Origin of the sequence: Microbacterium sp. TS-1, from assembly GCF_000509385.1 — a bacterium.
GTDB classification, from domain to species: domain Bacteria; phylum Actinomycetota; class Actinomycetes; order Actinomycetales; family Microbacteriaceae; genus Microbacterium; species Microbacterium arborescens.
On record NZ_BASQ01000001.1, the window covers coordinates 1762974 to 1778729 of the forward strand.

General features: G+C 70.7%; 11 protein-coding genes. 5 read left to right on the plus strand and 6 right to left on the minus strand.

Features of this window, described 5'->3' with window-relative positions; genetic code table 11:
- Nucleotides 1-40: 40 nt before the first annotated feature.
- The 5 genes from MTS1_RS08230 to MTS1_RS08250 form a co-directional block, all read right to left on the minus strand.
- Nucleotides 41-2161 (minus strand): acyl-CoA dehydrogenase, encoded by a 2121-nt coding sequence (locus MTS1_RS08230; protein ID WP_023953010.1) that lies wholly within the window; start codon nucleotides 2159-2161, stop codon nucleotides 41-43.
- A gap of 159 nt (nucleotides 2162-2320) precedes the next feature.
- Nucleotides 2321-4447: a DNA helicase RecQ gene (recQ, locus tag MTS1_RS08235; protein WP_023953012.1), complete on the minus strand. Its 2127-nt coding sequence runs from the start codon at nucleotides 4445-4447 to the stop codon at nucleotides 2321-2323.
- Nucleotides 4448-4490: 43 nt separating this feature from the next.
- Nucleotides 4491-5027 carry a DUF1697 domain-containing protein gene (locus MTS1_RS08240; RefSeq protein ID WP_023953014.1) on the minus strand — a complete coding sequence of 179 codons (537 nt, stop codon included), beginning with the start codon at nucleotides 5025-5027 and terminating at the stop codon, nucleotides 4491-4493.
- A 55-nt stretch (nucleotides 5028-5082) separates the two neighbouring features.
- A complete protein-coding gene (locus tag MTS1_RS08245; RefSeq protein WP_023953016.1) occupies nucleotides 5083-7662 on the minus strand; it encodes an RNA helicase in 2580 nt (859 codons plus the stop codon).
- Nucleotides 7663-7676: 14 nt separating this feature from the next.
- Nucleotides 7677-8765 (minus strand): LacI family DNA-binding transcriptional regulator, encoded by a 1089-nt coding sequence (locus MTS1_RS08250; protein WP_023953018.1) that lies wholly within the window; start codon nucleotides 8763-8765, stop codon nucleotides 7677-7679.
- A 134-nt stretch (nucleotides 8766-8899) separates the two neighbouring features.
- Between MTS1_RS08250 and MTS1_RS08255 the strand changes: the two genes are divergently transcribed.
- The 5 genes from MTS1_RS08255 to gtfA are packed head-to-tail and all read left to right on the plus strand — an operon-like array spanning nucleotide 8900 to nucleotide 14514.
- Complete coding sequence (locus MTS1_RS08255; RefSeq protein WP_088379628.1) at nucleotides 8900-10255, plus strand: ABC transporter substrate-binding protein; 1356 nt, start codon at nucleotides 8900-8902, stop codon at nucleotides 10253-10255.
- A gap of 9 nt (nucleotides 10256-10264) precedes the next feature.
- Nucleotides 10265-11227 carry a carbohydrate ABC transporter permease gene (locus tag MTS1_RS08260; RefSeq protein ID WP_023953020.1) on the plus strand — a complete coding sequence of 321 codons (963 nt, stop codon included), beginning with the start codon at nucleotides 10265-10267 and terminating at the stop codon, nucleotides 11225-11227.
- Nucleotides 11224-12048, plus strand: a complete 825-nt coding sequence (locus MTS1_RS08265) for a carbohydrate ABC transporter permease (protein ID WP_023953021.1) — start codon at nucleotides 11224-11226, stop codon at nucleotides 12046-12048. The genes MTS1_RS08260 and MTS1_RS08265 overlap by 4 nt, the downstream gene beginning before the upstream one ends.
- Nucleotides 12045-13010, plus strand: a complete 966-nt coding sequence (locus MTS1_RS08270; protein WP_023953022.1) for an alpha/beta hydrolase fold domain-containing protein — start codon at nucleotides 12045-12047, stop codon at nucleotides 13008-13010. Before MTS1_RS08265 ends, MTS1_RS08270 begins: the two co-directional genes overlap by 4 nt.
- Before the next feature lie 25 nt (nucleotides 13011-13035).
- On the plus strand, nucleotides 13036-14514 hold the full coding sequence (gtfA, locus tag MTS1_RS08275) for a sucrose phosphorylase (protein WP_023953023.1): 1479 nt from the start codon (nucleotides 13036-13038) through the stop codon (nucleotides 14512-14514).
- 40 nt (nucleotides 14515-14554) lie between these two features.
- Here gtfA and MTS1_RS08280 read toward each other — a convergent pair whose 3' ends face one another.
- A complete protein-coding gene (locus MTS1_RS08280) occupies nucleotides 14555-15754 on the minus strand; it encodes a glycoside hydrolase family 3 N-terminal domain-containing protein (protein ID WP_023953024.1) in 1200 nt (399 codons plus the stop codon).
- Between the last annotated feature and the right edge of the window lie 2 nt (nucleotides 15755-15756).

The following is a 15756-nucleotide window of genomic DNA, read 5'->3' on the forward strand; positions in this document are numbered from 1 at the left end:
CCGCCGACATCCCTCGGGCGATCGGCGGGGCGGCATCCGATCAGGACCCTCGCTTGGCCGACTTCGCGAGCGTCTTCTCCGAGACCGGGGCGCTGCCCGACGCGGCGAGCTCTGCGAAGTACTCGCGCGCCTCACGCTGCCGCTCGGCCTCGGCGCCCGATGCGATGGGCGCCCGGACGTGCTCGGGGGCGAACCCGAAGGCGTCGACGAGGTCTTGGGCGTGCGGGCGGAGCCGAGCGCACAGCCGGTCGATGTAGCTCGTCACGGCGGCCGCGCGCTGGGTCGAGAGGCGACCGTGGATGAGGTACCAGGCGAGGTGCCGCTCGATCAGGGTCAGGCCGAAGAGGTCGCGCAGCCACACGAGCACCTGGCGCGTGCCCTCGTCGTCGACCCGCTCGACACCCTGCGCGAAGGCCTCCCACTGCAGCAGCTCGCCGTGGGCACGAGCCGCCTCGATCAGCTCCGACTGGTGCTGGTTGAAGACGGCGGCGGCATCCTGCTGCGACATCTTCGACGCGGGCCGGAGGGCGGCCGCGATATCGGCGATCATCTGCTCGACGCGGCCCGTCAGCAGCTCGTGCTGCTGTTCGGCCCGCAGCCCGAGCTCGACCGATCGCGCCGTCTGACCGAAGTCGGCGACCGACTGACCGAGCCGCCGGAGGCCGGCGCCGTGGAAGACGCGCTCGGCGGTCGAGACCGCGGCGAACTTCGCGAGGGCCTTCGCGTCGGCTCCCTTGAACTGCTTCGCGTAGTCGCTGAGCAGGCGCTTGCCCACCAGCTGGAGGAGCACGTTGTTGTCGCCCTCGAAGGTGGCGAAGACATCGAGGTCGTGGTGCAGGTCGACCATGCGGTTCTCGGCGAGAAAGCCTTGACCGCCGCATGCCTCGCGGCATTCCTGGATCGTGTCCAGAGCGTTCCACGTCGACAGCGGCTTGAGCGCCGCGGCGAGGGTCTCGAGGTTCTCGCGCCCCTCCGGGGTGTCGGTGCGGCCCGAGAACACGCCGTCGAATGCCTGCAGCAGCTCGTCGTGCGAGAAGTACTGCGCGTAGGTCTGCGCGATCCGCGGCAGCAGGCGCCGCTGGTGCCGGCCGTAATCGAGCAGGGTGACCTCTTCGGTGCCGGCACCCGAGTCGAACTGCCGGCGCTGGTTCGCGTACGTCACGGCGATGTACTCCGCCAGTGCCGAGGCCGTCGTGGCGGAGCCGTCGAGCGACACGCGACCCTGCACGAGTGCCCCGAGCATCGTGAAGAACCGGCGGCCGGGGCTGGGGATGTCGGAGCTGTAGGTGCCGTCGGGCGCGACGTCGCCGTAGCGATTGAGCAGGTTCGTGCGCGGGATGCGCACGTGGTCGAAGTGCAGCCGGCCGTTGTCGATGCCGTTGAGCCCGCCCTTGACGCCGTCGTCCTCACCACCGACCCCCGGCAGGAAGTTGCCCTCGTCGTCGCGGAGCGGCACGAAGAAGCAGTGGACGCCGTAGTTCACGCCACCCGTGATGAGCTGAGCGAACAGGGTCGCCGCCTTGCCGTGGACGGCGGCGTTGCCCAGGTAGTCCTTCCACGCGCCGCGGAACGGCGTGTGGATCACGAACTCCTCGGTCTCGGGGTCGTACGTGGCGGTCGTGCCGATGGCCGCGACATCCGATCCGTGCCCGGTCTCGGTCATCGCGAACGCGCCCGGCAGGCGCATCTCCATCGCATCGCGCAGCCACGCGTCGTGATGCGGCTTCGTGCCCAGCTGGTGGATGGCGGAGCCGAAGAGACCCCACTGGACACCCGACTTGATCTGCAGGCTGGGGTCGGCCAGGACGAGCTCCTGGAAACCGGCGAGGTTCGCGCCGTTGTCGCCGTCGCCGCCGTACTCCTTCGGGTAGCCACGGCCTGAGGCGCCGCGCTCGACGAGCAGGTGGAGCTGCTTGAGCACGCGTTCACGGTGCTCGGCCATCGGCTCGCCCGGGATCTGCCAGAACACCGGGTCCTTGATCATCTCGCGCGCCTCGCGACGCGTCGCCGCCCACGTTCCGAGCAGCATGTCGGTGACCGCGTCGATGTCGATGCGGGGCTCATGCGCCTCCGCCGCGGTGTGGGGCGCGGTCGGGGCGCCCCCGGCCGGGGTGCGGTCGGCGGTTGCGGGCTTGTGGGGACGAACAGCGGCGTCGGTCATCGCGTGCCTTTCGACGTCGGAAGGATCGGAGTCGATACTCACGGTAGGACTTCCACAACACCTCACCAAGCGGGTTGGTCGATCAGCACAACGGGATGCCGGTACGTCGGCGACCCGCATTGTGCGACCGCGACATCCGGTCGGTCGGTGGGATGTGCGTCAGTGGGATGCCACGACCGCGAGCACCGCGTCGCCGTAGGCCTCGCGCTTCTTCGCCCCGATGCCGGTGATGCCCTCGAGGTCGGCCGACGTGCGGGGGCGGCGATCGGCGAGAGCGCGCAACGTCGCGTCGCCGAAGACGATGTATGCCGGTACGCCCTGCTCGCGAGCCTGCTCGGCCCGCCACGCGCGCAGGGCCTCGAAGAGGTCGCGGTCGCCCTCGGCGACCTGCTCGGCCGCGGCCGCCTTGCGGACGCGAGAGCCGCCGCTGTTCTGCCCCCGTCCGAGCACGTCGCGCCGAAGGGGAACGCCGACCTCGCCCTTGAGCACCGGCGCGCCGGCGTCGCCGACCGCGAGCACGCCGTACTCACCGCGGGCGACGAGGATCCCGCGGGCGAGCAGCTGCCGGATGACACTGCGCCAGTCCTGGTCGGACAGGTCGGCCCCGAGGCCGTACGTCGCCAGCTCGTCATGACGCTGCTGGCGGATGCGCTCGGTGGAGGCCCCGCGCAGGATGTCGACGAGGTGGCCGGCGCCGAACGACTGGTTGCGCTCGCGCTGCAGCCGCACGATCGTCGAGAGCAGTTTCTGCGCCGGGATCAGTCCGTCCCAGGTGTCGGGCGGGGTGAGGCAGGTGTCGCAGTTGCCGCACGGCTCGGAGTCCTGGCCGAAGTAGCCGAGCAGGTTCTGGCGGCGGCAGGCGACCGTCTCGCACAGGGCGAGCATCGCGTCGAGGTGCTGCCCCATGCGCATCTTGAACGTGCGGTCGCCGGGGCTCTGATCGATGAGGCGCCGCTGCTGCACGACATCCCCCAGGCCGTAGGCCATCCAGGCGATCGACGCTTCGCCGTCGCGTCCCGCGCGTCCGGTCTCCTGGTAGTAGCCCTCGACGGACTTCGGCAGATCGATATGGGCGACGAATCGCACGTCGGGCTTGTCGATGCCCATCCCGAACGCGATCGTCGCGACCATGACGACACCGTCTTCGCGGAGGAACCGCGACTGGTGCTTCGCCCGCATCTCGGCCGGCAGCCCGGCGTGATACGGCAGCGCGTCGAGCCCCTGCGCGGCGAGGTAATCGGCGGTCTGCTCGACCGACTTGCGGCTGAGCGCGTACACGATGCCGGCCGACCCCTCGGGCATCGAGCGGATGAACGTGACGAGCTGCCGCCGCGGGTCGACCTTCGGCTCGATGCGGTACTGGATGTTGGGCCGGTCGAAGCTCGCGACGAAGTGACGCGCCTGCGGCAGGCGCAGCCGCTCGGTGAGTTCCTGGTGGGTCGCGCGGGTCGCGGTGGCGGTGAGCGCCATCCGCGGCACCCCGGGGAACCGCTCGTCGAGGTCGCCGAGGGCGAGGTAGTCGGGGCGGAAGTCATGGCCCCACTGCGAGACGCAGTGCGCTTCGTCGATCGCGATGACGCTCAGGGCGCCTCGCTGGAGCAGCTGCGTCGTCTGCGGCACGCTCAGCCGCTCGGGTGCGACGTAGAGCAGGTCGAGCTCGCCGGCGAGATAGGCCTGCTCGACGCCCGCGCGCTCGCCCGGAGACTGCGTGGAGTTCAGATAGGCCGCCCGCACGCCGTTGGCGATCAGGGCATCGACCTGATCGTGCATGAGCGCGATGAGCGGACTGACGACGAGTCCGGTTCCGGGACGCACGAGCGCGGGAACCTGGTAGGTGATCGACTTGCCGCCGCCGGTGGGCATGAGCACGACGGCATCCCCGCCGCCGATGACGTGCGAGACGATATCGCCCTGGTCGCCGCGGAAGTCGTCGTAGCCGAAGACCTCCTTGAGCACGGCGCGGGGGTCGGCGCCGGTGAAGTCGCGGCGCGCGAGGGAGAGGACCGCGGCGGGGGCCGCCGTCGGAGGCGCGGCTGCGGTGCGGGCCGGGCTCACGGTGCTGCGGGCCGAGGTCGCGAAGGCGCTCGACGCCGGGGCGGCGGCGCGGTCGCGGGTGGCGCGGGCGACGGCAGCGCCGTAACCGTCGAACTCGGGCGGCGGCGGTGCGTCGAAATCCTCGGGCGGAGCGAACTCGTCGGGGTTCCAGTCGAGGTCGGCGTAGGGATCGGCATCCCAGGACTGCTGCTCTCGACTCACCCGATTCACGATAGCCGCGGCATCCGACATCCTGCTCCGTGCGTTCACAGGCGCGGAGTCGTCGCGTCTGTCGTCAGCACCATCGTTCGGCGAGTGTCGCGACGACGTTGAGGTTGCGGTTGGTCGCGACGCCGAGGAGTTTCGCCGCGCCGAGCGGATCGACGGTGCCGTCCTGGTATCCGGGCTCGAGCAGCGCGTGGACGGCGCGGCCGCGCACGAGCATGCGCCCGGCGGCAGTCGCGAGGGACGCGACCCGGGCGGCGGTGTCGGGGTCGAGCTCGTCCTTGAGCAGGTACACGTAATGGCGGGCCAGGCCCGGGTTCGCCTCGCTCACGGCGAGCGCCTCGGCGGCGAGCGCGGCGAACTCGTCGGCTCGGAACGTGATCGTCGGGACGTCGAAGCCCCGATCGGCCGCGTAAGCCCGCTCGAGGGTCTGCTCGAGCTTCACGCGGGATCGCATGCGCGTGTCGAAGCGGATGTTGCCGGTGTTGATGTGCGTGACGACGTTCTCGAAGCCGGCGGCCTCGGTGACCCGGCGGATGTCGTCCTTCGGGAAGACGCGCGTCGCGCCGAGGTTGATCGCCCGCAGGAACCCGAGATGTGTGGCCACGCCCTCATCATGCCCGGGGCCCGCGACATCCGGTCACGGCGCGGCCGGGCCGAGGTCAGAGGCGGATGACCTCGGCCACGCGCACGACGGCCGTGCCGGCTTCGACGGACTGCTCGAGGTCGACCTCGGCCCGGATGCGCCAGTCGTGGTCTCCGGCGGGGTCGTCGATGATCTGCTCGACGCGCCAGATGCCGTCGCGGGCCGCGGACTCGTCGATGACGCAGAGCGACGGCGAGCGCGCGGCACCACCGGTGAGGATCTCCTCGTGCTCGTCGTAGTACCGGTCGAGCACCTCCGGCCAGTCGACTTCGGCGTCGAGGGCTTCGAGCGCTTCATCGTCCTGCAGCGCGGCGAGCTGAACCCGGCGGAACATCTCGTTGCGCACCAGCACCGTGAACGCGCGCCGGTTCGTCAGCACCGAGGGCGGCGCGGGCGGCACGACGGGAGCGTCGGGGTCGTCGGTCGGGTGCGCGAGCGACTCCCACTCGTCGACGAGGCTGGAGTCGACCTGCCGCACGAGCTCCCCCAGCCACTCGATGAGGTCCATCAGGTCGTCGGTCCGCGCCTCGGCCGGCACGGTCTGGCGGATCGCGCGGTACGCGTCGCTGAGGTAGCGCAGCACGAGGCCCTCGCTGCGCCCCAGTTGGTAGAACGACACGAACTCGCCGAACGACATCGCCCGCTCGAACATGTCGCGCACGACCGACTTCGGCGACAGCTCGAAGTCGCGCACCCACGGCTGGCTCGACGCAAAGGTCTCGAACGCCTGGGCGAGCAGGTCGGCGAGGGGCCTGGGCCAGGCGATCTCCTCGAGCAGCGCCATCCGCTCGTCGTACTCGATGCCGTCGCGCTTCATCGCGCCGACCGCCTCGCCGCGCGCCTTGTACTCCTGCTGCGACAGGATCGCGCGCGGGTCGTCGAGCGTCGCCTCGATCACGCTCACGACGTCGAGCGCATAGTGGCCGGTGCCGGTCTCGGCGTCATCCGGGGACAGCAGCTCGATCGCCGCGAGCGCGAATGGCGACAGCGGCTGGTTGAGCGCGAAGTTGGGCTGCAGATCGACGGTGAGTCTGATCGTCGACTCGCCAGAAACCGCGGATGCCGCACCCCTCGCATCCGCATTCTGTGGCGAGTCGACGGCAAGAGCCACCGACGCGGGGCGCACGACCTCGACGATGCCGGCGGCCACCAGGGTGCGGAAGATCGCCAGGGCCCGGCGGGCCAGGGCGTACTGCCGGGCGCGGGGTTCGTGGTTGTCGAAGACGAGCGAGCGGACGTTGCCGAACACGTCGCCCCCGCGACCGATGACGTTGAGCAGCATCGCGGCGGACAGCTGCAGCTGCGGCGTGAGCGGCTCGGGCTGCGCCTCGACGAGCCGCTCGAACGAGCCCTCGCCCCAGTTGACGACGCCGGTCGGAGCCTTCTTGCGCACGATCTTCTTGCGCTTGGCGGGGTCGTCTCCGGCCTTCGCGAGGGCGACGGCGTTCTCGATCTCCCACTCCGGCGCCATGACGACGACGTTCCCGTGCGGGTCGAAGCCGGCGCGTCCCGCACGCCCCGCGACCTGATGGAACTCGCGGGCGGTGAGCTGCCGCATCCGGGTCCCGTCGTACTTCGACAGCGCCGTGATCACGACGGTGCGGATCGGGACGTTGATGCCCACCCCGAGCGTGTCGGTGCCGCAGATGACCTTGAGCAGCCCGCGCTGGGCGAGCGTCTCGACGAGACGCCGGTACCGCGGCAGCATCCCGGCGTGGTGCACGCCGATTCCCGCCCGCACGAGGCGCGACAGGGTCTTGCCGAAGCCGGTCGTGAAGCGGAATCCGCCGATCGCCTCGGCGATGGCATCCCGCTGCTCGCGCGTCGTGATCTTCACGCTCGACAGCGCCTGCGCGCGCTCGAGCGCGGCGGCCTGCGAGAAGTGCACGATGTAGACCGGGGTCTCGCGCTCCTCCAGCAGCCGCTCGAGCACGTCGTGCACGGGGCGCCGCTCGTACGAGAAGTGCAGCGGCACCGGACGCTCGACACCGGTGACCAGGGCCGTCCGCCGGCCCGTGCGACGCGAGAGGTCGTCGGCGAGGTCGGTGACGTCGCCGAGCGTGGCCGACATGAGCAGGAACTGCGCGCGCGGCAGCGTGAGCAGCGGCACCTGCCACGCCCAGCCGCGATCGGGGTCGCCGTAGAAGTGGAACTCGTCCATGACGACCTGGTCGACGTCGGCGTCGGCACCCTCGCGCAGCGCGAGGTTGGCGAGGATCTCGGCCGTGCAGCAGATGATCGGCGCCTCGGGGTTGACCGACGAGTCGCCCGTCACCATGCCGACTCGCTCGGCCCCGAAGATCTCGACGAGGGCGAAGAACTTCTCGCTCACGAGCGCCTTGATCGGAGCCGTGTAGTACGTGCGCCCGCCGCGGGAGACGGATGCCGCGTGCGCGGCCACCGCGACGAGCGACTTGCCCGTGCCGGTGGGCGTGGCCAGCACCACGTTGGCCCCCGAGACGAGCTCGATGACCGCCTCGTCCTGTGCCGGATAGAGCGTGAGCCCACGTCCCTCCGCCCAGGAGGTGAAGGCGTCGTAGATCGCGTCGTCGGAGGGATCCGGGCCGATGAGGTCGAGCAGCGGCGCGGAGGTCATCCCTCGAGTCTGCCCTACACCCGCGGAACGGCGGCCGCCGCGTCGACCTCTCGCACGGATGCCCGGACACGCAGCGGCATCGGCAGAAGCGACGGCGCGACCGCCGCGTCGCCCGCACCGGTGTCATCCTTCGCCGCCTCGACCCGGTCGATGAGAAGCTCGACGGCTCGCTTGCCCATCGCACGGTGGGGCAGCGCGAAGGTCGTGAGCCCCGGACGCAGCCACTGGGCGAACGAGACGTCGTCGAACGAGACGACCGACACGTCGTCGGGCACCGCAAGGCCTCGCTCGCCGAGCGCCTGATACGCGCCCATCGCCAGGCGGTCGTTGAAGCAGATCAGCGCCTGCGGCACGACTCCCCCGTCGAGCAGCTGCGAGGTCAGCCGGAAGCCCTCGGGCGGCAGCCACTGGATGACGGGACTTCCGGATGCCGGCTCGAGTCCGGCATCCCGCAGCGCGTCGAGGATGCCGTGCAGTCGCTGCTGCGCGCCGAGTGAGAACGGCGGCGCGTCGTCTTCTGTCGGCCCGGCACCGATCAGGTGGATGTCGCGGAGCCCGCGCTCGAGCAGGTGACCGACCGCCTCGCGACCGGCGGCATACTCGTCGGGAAGCACCCGCGGAACATCCGTCGCGCCGTCGACCTCGAGGTTGAGCAGAACGGCGGGAGTGCGTGTCGCCTCGGGAGGCAGCGCCCGGCGGTGGGTGATCATCGAAGCCAGGACCAGGCCGTCGACCTGCCGGTCGAACATGGCGTTGAGCAGCTGCCGCTCGAGCTGGACATCGCCGCCGGTCTCGCCGACGAACACGAGGAAACCGCGCGCACGGGCGGCGTCGATGGCGCCCTTGATCATCTCTCCGGCCAGTCGCGACGAGGCGACCGAGTCGGAGATGAAGGCGAGGGTTCGGGTGCTGCCCGTGCGGAGCCCGACCGAGACGGCGTTGGGACGGTACCCCAGCCGCTCGGCGGCCGCGCGCACCCGCTCCTGGAGCGCCTGCGAGAGGCGCAGCTCGCTGCCGCGTCCGGCGAGGACGAGGGATGCCGTCGATGCCGCGACCCCGGCCTCCGCGGCGACCTGTGCCAGCGTGACGCGCTTGCGGTTCATCTCTCCCCCTCTCGCTCCGGTGCAGCTTCAGTATGCCGCGATTGCGAAGAACCGCCACTGGCTAGTACGTTTTAGCCCGGGTGCTATTTCGTGTTAGCAGCACCTGCCCCTCCACCACCCACAGAAGGTAGACGATGATGTCGACACGAATGCGACGACGTGTTCTCACCACCGCGGCGACCGGCTTCGCCGTCGCGGTCACCCTTTCGGCCTGTGCTCCGCCGAGCGCCGCCCCCGCCGGCGAAGGCGCGGCATCCGGCGGTCCGATCCAGACGACCTGCGGAACGGAGGACGTCACCCTCGACGCTTACGTCGAGACGGGCTTCCCGGTCTTCAGCGACCTCGCCACCGAGTTCGAGAAGCAGTTCCCGAACGTCACGGTGAACCTGCGCGAAGACCAGTTCGCCGTCATCACCCAGAACGCGCCCCGTGTGCTGGTCGACTCCCCGCCGGACATCATGCGTCTCCCCACGATCGTCGACCTGGTCGACAGCGACCTGCTCTACGACCTCGATCCCTACGCCGAGGCCTACGGCTGGGACCAGTGGCCCTCCTCGCAGCTCGAGCAGCTGCGCGTCGACGAGAACGGACAGCGCGGCGACGGGCCGCTGTACGGCATGGGCATCAACTACTCGGTGACGGGTGTCTTCTACAACAAGACCCTCGCTGCGCAGGCCGGCATGACCGAGCCGCCCGCGACCCTCGCCGAGCTCGACGGCTACCTGCAGGCGGCCAAGGACGCCGGGCTCACGCCCGTCGCGCAGTTCAACGGCGGCGCGACCGGCGGCCTCGCCTTCCCGCTGCAGGCGCTCATGGCCTCGTACGGTGAGCCCAGCAAGATCAACGACTGGATCTTCCTCAAGGACGACGCCACGATCGACACCCCCGAGAACCTCGAGGCGGCCGAGCACCTGAAGGGCTGGATCGACGCCGGCTACTTCGCTCCCGACATCAACTCGATGGACTACTCGCAGATGATGAGCCGCTTCATCGGCGGCGAGAGCGTCTTCATCTTCAACGGCGACTGGGAGTCGGGCAACCTCGACGCGCAGATGCCCGACAACGTCGGCTTCTTCCTCATGCCCCCGGTCGAGGCCGGCGGCCAGGTCGGCGCGATGTCGGCGCCGACGACGTACGGCGTCTCGGCCTACGCCGACGAGCCCGACTGCGCGGCCTTCTTCTTCGACTGGGTCGCGACCAACGAGACGGCACGCACCATCGCCGTCGAGTCCGGCGGTTCGCACCCCATGGGCCCGGCCGACGCCTTCATGCCCGAGATCGCCGAGGGCAGCGTCACCGCCGAGACCCTCGCCGCCGGCGCCGACCTCTCGGCGAACAACGGCTCGATGGACTTCATCGCCAACGCGACCGGGTCGATCTACGCCAAGACGCTGACGCCGAACCTCCAGGAGCTGTTCGCCGGAAAGCAGACCGCCGACGGCCTGCTGACCAAGGTGCAGTCCGACTACCTCAGCCAGAAGAAGGAGTAGGCCGTCCCGATGACCGTCACCGGACAGCTCGGCGATCGCCGGGCAAACCGGGACTCGTCGGCCTCTCGGCCGCGCAGGCGCCGCGTCACCACGCGGCGCCTGCGCGAGAGGTCGATCGGTCTCGCTCTGATCGCCCCCGCGCTCATCGCCTACGCGATGTTCGTGCTCATCCCCCTCGGCTCGACCGTCCAGTACTCGTTCTACGACTGGGACGGCATCACCACCGCGACGTGGGCGGGCTTCGACAACTACATCCGGATCTTCACCGATTCGACGCTGCTCGTCCCGATCGTCAACGCGCTGAAGCTCATCCTGTACTTCTCGATCGTGCCGGTCATTCTCGGACTCGTCTCGGCCGCTCTGATCCGCAAGCTCGGCGGCAGCCGTCTGGCCGGCATCTCGCGCACCGTCCTGTTCCTGCCGCAGGTGATCCCCCTCGTCGCGGCCGGCATCATGTGGACGTGGCTGCTCGCCGCCGACGGCCTGGTCAACCAAGCCCTGCGCCTGGTGGGACTGGGCGGCGTCACGCGCGCGTGGCTCGGCGACTTCGACACCGCTCTCCCCGCCGTCGGCGTCATCGGAGCGTGGGTCTCGCTCGGGCTCTGCATGCTTCTCATGCTGTCGGGCATGACCAAGATCGACCCGGCGCTCTACGAAGCCGTCCGCATCGACGGTGCGGGCCCGATCCGCGAGTTCTTCACCGTGACGCTGCCCGCGGTGCGCCAGGAGCTCGGCGTCGCCATCCTCATCACGGTGATCAACGCCCTCCGCAGCTTCGACATCATCTACATCTCCACGCAGGGCGGTCCCGGCGGCTCGACCACCGTGCCCGGTCTCGAGATCTACTACCTCGCGTTCTTCCAGCGCGAGGTCGGACAGGCGTCGGCCCTCGCCGTGGTGCTGACGGTGCTCGTCCTGGTGATCGTCCTGCCCCTGAACCGCATCACGCGCGGAAGCGAGAAAGACGCATGAGAACCTCCGCCGTCGAGGCCTGGACGGGCCGCGTCGTCCTCATCGTGGTGATGGCGTTCACGATCATCCCGTTCATCACGCTCTTCGTCACCGCGCTCCACGAGCCCGGCACCTACCCCAAGGGCCTGTCGTGGCCCGAGACCCCGCACTGGGACAACTTCGCGCTCGCGTTCCAGTCGGCCGACATGCTCAAGATGCTCGGGTCGAGCGCCCTCATCGAGCTCGGCGTCGTGCCGATCTCGCTCGTCATCGCGACGCTCGCCGGTTTCGCCCTCGGGCACCTGCGCGTGCCGTTCGCCCGTGCGATCTTCGTGCTGTTCGTCCTCGGCCTGACGCTGCCCTTCGAGGGCATCATCGTGCCGATCTACTACCAGATGAAGGGATACGGCCTCCTCAACACCCAGCTGGCGATCGTGCTGCCGCTCATCGGCCTGTTCATGCCGTTCGCCGTGATGTGGATGCGGGCTCACTTCGTGAACATGCCGCACGAGCTCACCGAGGCGGCGCGCATCGACGGCGCCACGACGTGGCAGCTGTTCTGGCGCATCCACGTCCCCCTGTCGGGACCGGCGATCTCATCGCTGGCGATCCTGCTGTTCTTGTGGACCTGGAACCAGTTCCTGCTCGCGATCGTCCTCGTCGACGACCCGACCAAGCGCACGATGGCCGGCGCGCTCGGCGCGTTCCAGGGTCAGTGGGGCACCGACATCCCGCTGCTGTGCGCCGGGTCGATCCTGATCCTGCTGCCGACGCTCCTGGTGTTCCTCATCTTCCAGCGCCAGTTCGTGGCGGCGCTGCTGCAGGGGGCGGTGAAGGGATGACGGATGTCGCACGGCCGCCCTTCGACGACGCCGTCGCCCGCGCTCTCGCCGAGTTCGACGACCTCGTGGTCGTGTCGATGAGCAGCGACGAGATCCCGCGCGTGCGCGCGTCCGGGGTCGCGGCTCCGCTCGCCGAGCTCACCGCGCACGGCGCCTTCGAGCGCGACGAGCTGCTCGTCCCCGGGTGGCGTGAGGACGACCCGCCGGTGGGCGTCGTCGTCTACACGCCCGCCGTCGTGCGCCGTCCGGCGCCCGTCATCCTGCACCTGCACGGAGGCGGGCTGATCGCGGGGAACGCCGACTCGGACATGCCGGCCACGGCCGAGCTCGCCGAGCGCACCGGCTGCGCGATCGTCTCGGTGGAGTACCGGCTCGCCCCCGAGCACCCGTACCCCGCAGCGCTCGAGGATGCCGCTGCCGCTCTCCGCTGGCTGGCCGGGCCAGACGCCCCCGCCGCCCTGGACGGCGACCGCATCATCGTCGCGGGGGTCAGCGCGGGGGGCGGCCTCGCCGCGGCGACGGCCCTGTTCGCTCGCGATCACGGCGGTCCGCGCATCGCGGGGCTCGTGCTGCTGTGCCCCATGCTCGACCACCGCTCCGACTCGGAATCGGCACGGCAGATGGCGGGCCACGGTTCGTGGGACCGCGACGCCAACGCGACCGCCTGGGCCGCCTATCTGGCCGATGTCGAGGGCGGCGTCCCGCCGTACGCGTCGCCGGCCGTGGCCGACTCGCTCGCGGGGCTGCCGCCGACCTTCATCGACGTCGGCTCGGCAGAGACGTTCCGCGACGAGTGCGTCGCCTTCGCGCGACGGATGTGGGCCGACGGCGGCGACGCCGAGCTGCACGTCTGGCCCGGCGGAGCGCACGCGTTCGACTTCCTCGCGCCGTGGACCGTCCTCGCGCGCGACGCGCGACGTGCCCGCGAAGAGTGGCTGCGCCGCCTGCTCCACCGCATCTGACCCCTCGGAAGAACCCCCAGAACCCATGAACCCCGATTCCCCCCAGCTCATCACCTACGTCGACCGTCTCGGCGGCACCGTCACCGGCATCCGCGATCTGCTCGCGACCCGGCTGTCCGGCGCCTTCGGCGGCGTGCACCTGCTGCCCTACTTCACCCCGTTCGACGGTGCGGACGCCGGCTTTGATCCGGTCGACCACGCCTCCATCGATCCGCGTCTGGGCACGTGGGACGACGTCCGCGCGCTGAGCGAGACCCACACGGTCATGAGCGACCTCATCGTCAACCACGTCTCGGCCGACTCGGCGGCCTTCGCCGACGTCCGCCGACGCGGCGACGCATCGCCGTTCGCGCCGATGTTCCTCACGCTCGACTCCGTCTTCCCGGACGGCGTCACCGAGGCCGACCTCACCCGCATCTACCGCCCCCGCCCGGGGCTCCCCTTCACCGCCATCGTCCTCGGCGACCGCTTGCGGCTGGTGTGGACGACGTTCACGTCGGAGCAGATCGACATCGATCTCCGCACCGACGCCGCCTGGGAGTACCTGACGGCGGTCATCGACGCGCTCGTCGCGGGCGGCACCTCGATGCTCCGGCTCGACGCCGTCGGCTACACGGGCAAGGAGGCCGGCACCAGCTGCTTCATGACGGCGGCGACCGAGCGCTACACGCAGCGCATCCTCGAGCTCGCCCACGATCGGGGCGCCCAGGTGCTGCTCGAGATCCACGGCCACCACACGCAGCAGATCGCGATCGCGCGGACGGTCGACTACGTCTACGACTTCGCGCTGCCGCCCCTCGTGCTGCACGCGCTCCACGCGCACGACGCGCGCCCGCTCGCGCGCTGGCTCGAGATCCGTCCCGCGAACTCGATCACGGTCCTCGACACCCACGACGGCATCGGCATCATCGACGTCGGTGTGAGCGACCTCGCCCCCGGCGAACCCGGCCTGCTCGAGCCCGAGCAGATCGACGCCCTCGTCGAGGCGATCCACGACGCGAGCGGCGGCACCAGTCGGCAGGCGACCGGGGCGGCGGCATCGAACCTGGATCTGTACCAGGTCAACTGCACGTTCTACGATGCTCTCGGGCGCGACGACCGGCGCTACGCGCTCGCGCGGCTGCTGCAGATCATGACCCCGGGCATCCCGCAGGTGTATTACGTCGGGCTCCTCGCCGGCGAGAACGACATGGATCTGCTGAAGGCGACCGGCGTCGGCCGCGACGTCAACCGGCACCACTACACCCCCGACGAGATCGATGCCGCGCTCGCGCGACCGGTCGTCGGACTCCAGCTCGACGCGCTTCGCCTGCGCGCGACCCACCCCGCCTTCGCCGGGACGTTCTCGCACGACCTGCGAGACACGCGCGGTGAGCTGCGGTGGGATGCCGCCGACGCGTCGGTCACGCTCGGCTTCGACCTGGGCGACGCGTCGTTCCAGCTGACGGCGACCGACGGCTCGGCGACGAGCACCTGGTCGCACGCGCGTCTCACCGGGAACTGAGCCGAGGCGGGTGGGGCGGGCGACCGCCTCACCCGCAGCATCAGCCGGCCGTGCCGGCATCCTTCGCGGCCAGCACTCGGCCGCACGACTCGTCGACGCGCTCGGCGAAGGCCGCGTCGGACTCGGCCCGCGAGAGCACCGCGTCGTACATCGCGGGGAGCACCGTCGGATCGGCCGACGCGAGCACGATGTCGACCCCCGCCGACAGCGCCTCGACGGCCCGATCGCCGGGGGCGACGATCTCCGCGGCGGCCGCGGCCGACAGATCGTCGGTGATGACGACACCGTCGAAGCCGACCCGATCGCGCAGCAGGTCGAGCACCGCCGAAGAGAACGCGGCCGGGTGGTCGGGATCGATGTTCTGGTACCGCGCGGTGCCGACCATCACGAGCGACGGACCGGATGCCGTGAGCGCCCGGTACACGTCGACATCCGGCGATTCCGCCGAGACCACCGTGTCGAGAACCTCGGCGGTGTAATCGGTGTTGGCATCCACCCGCCCGAGCCCCGGGAAGTGCTTGAAGGTCGGCAGCACGCCCGATGCGCGCATCCCGTCGGCGAATGCCCCGGCGCCCGCGGCGACGGTCTGCTCGTCGTAGCCGTACTGCCGTCCGAGCGCTCCGATGGGCGGGTTGTTCGATCGGGTGTCGGCGCTCGTGACGATGTCGGCGACGGGGGCGAGATTGACGTCGATGCCCGCTGCCGCCAGCTGAGCGCCCCACGTGGTGGCCGCGGCGCGGAGCGCGTCGGGGCCGAGATCGGCCTGCCGGATGGCGTAGGGCATCTCGTCGAATCCGGGTCCGCTCAGCACCTGCACCTCGCCGCCCTCCTGATCGGTCGCGACCCAGAGCTTCGGCGAGCCCTCCGGCGCAAGGTCGCGGAACTGCGCGACGAGAGCCGCCGTGGCCTCGACGCCCGAGCTCGAGCGGCCATGGAGGAACAGTCCGCCGACGCCGCGGTCGCGGATCGCCGCCGCGGCATCCGGCGAGACCGTGTCGACCGGCGTCCCGACCATGAGCACCTGCCCGACGCAGCCCTCCAGCCCGAGGGCCGCCGCCCGGCCAGGCGAGGCTGTGGGTGTCGGGGGTGCCGGACCCGTTGCGGTCGGGCTCGGGGCGGACGCCGTCGGGTCGGCCGGTCCGGGCTCGGGGGCGCAGCCGGCGGCGAACGCCAGCACCCCGACCAGGGCGGCGGCGAACGCAGAACGGGCGGCGCGCGAGGAGGAGGGAGTGCGGGTCACCC

Bases quoted from the DNA above. Each gene is read 5' to 3' on its own strand.
- gtfA (WP_023953023.1), top strand. From the start codon at position 13,036: ATGAACCCCGATTCCCCCCAGCTCATCACCTACGTCGACCGTCTCGGC.
- MTS1_RS08230 (WP_023953010.1), bottom strand. From the start codon at position 2,161: ATGACCGACGCCGCTGTTCGTCCCCACAAGCCCGCAACCGCCGACCGC.
- MTS1_RS08260 (WP_023953020.1), top strand. From the start codon at position 10,265: ATGACCGTCACCGGACAGCTCGGCGATCGCCGGGCAAACCGGGACTCG.
- MTS1_RS08245 (WP_023953016.1), bottom strand. From the start codon at position 7,662: ATGACCTCCGCGCCGCTGCTCGACCTCATCGGCCCGGATCCCTCCGAC.
- MTS1_RS08250 (WP_023953018.1), bottom strand. From the start codon at position 8,765: ATGAACCGCAAGCGCGTCACGCTGGCACAGGTCGCCGCGGAGGCCGGG.
- MTS1_RS08265 (WP_023953021.1), top strand. From the start codon at position 11,224: ATGAGAACCTCCGCCGTCGAGGCCTGGACGGGCCGCGTCGTCCTCATC.
- MTS1_RS08270 (WP_023953022.1), top strand. From the start codon at position 12,045: ATGACGGATGTCGCACGGCCGCCCTTCGACGACGCCGTCGCCCGCGCT.
- recQ (WP_023953012.1), bottom strand. From the start codon at position 4,447: ATGTCGGATGCCGCGGCTATCGTGAATCGGGTGAGTCGAGAGCAGCAG.
- MTS1_RS08255 (WP_088379628.1), top strand. From the start codon at position 8,900: ATGATGTCGACACGAATGCGACGACGTGTTCTCACCACCGCGGCGACC.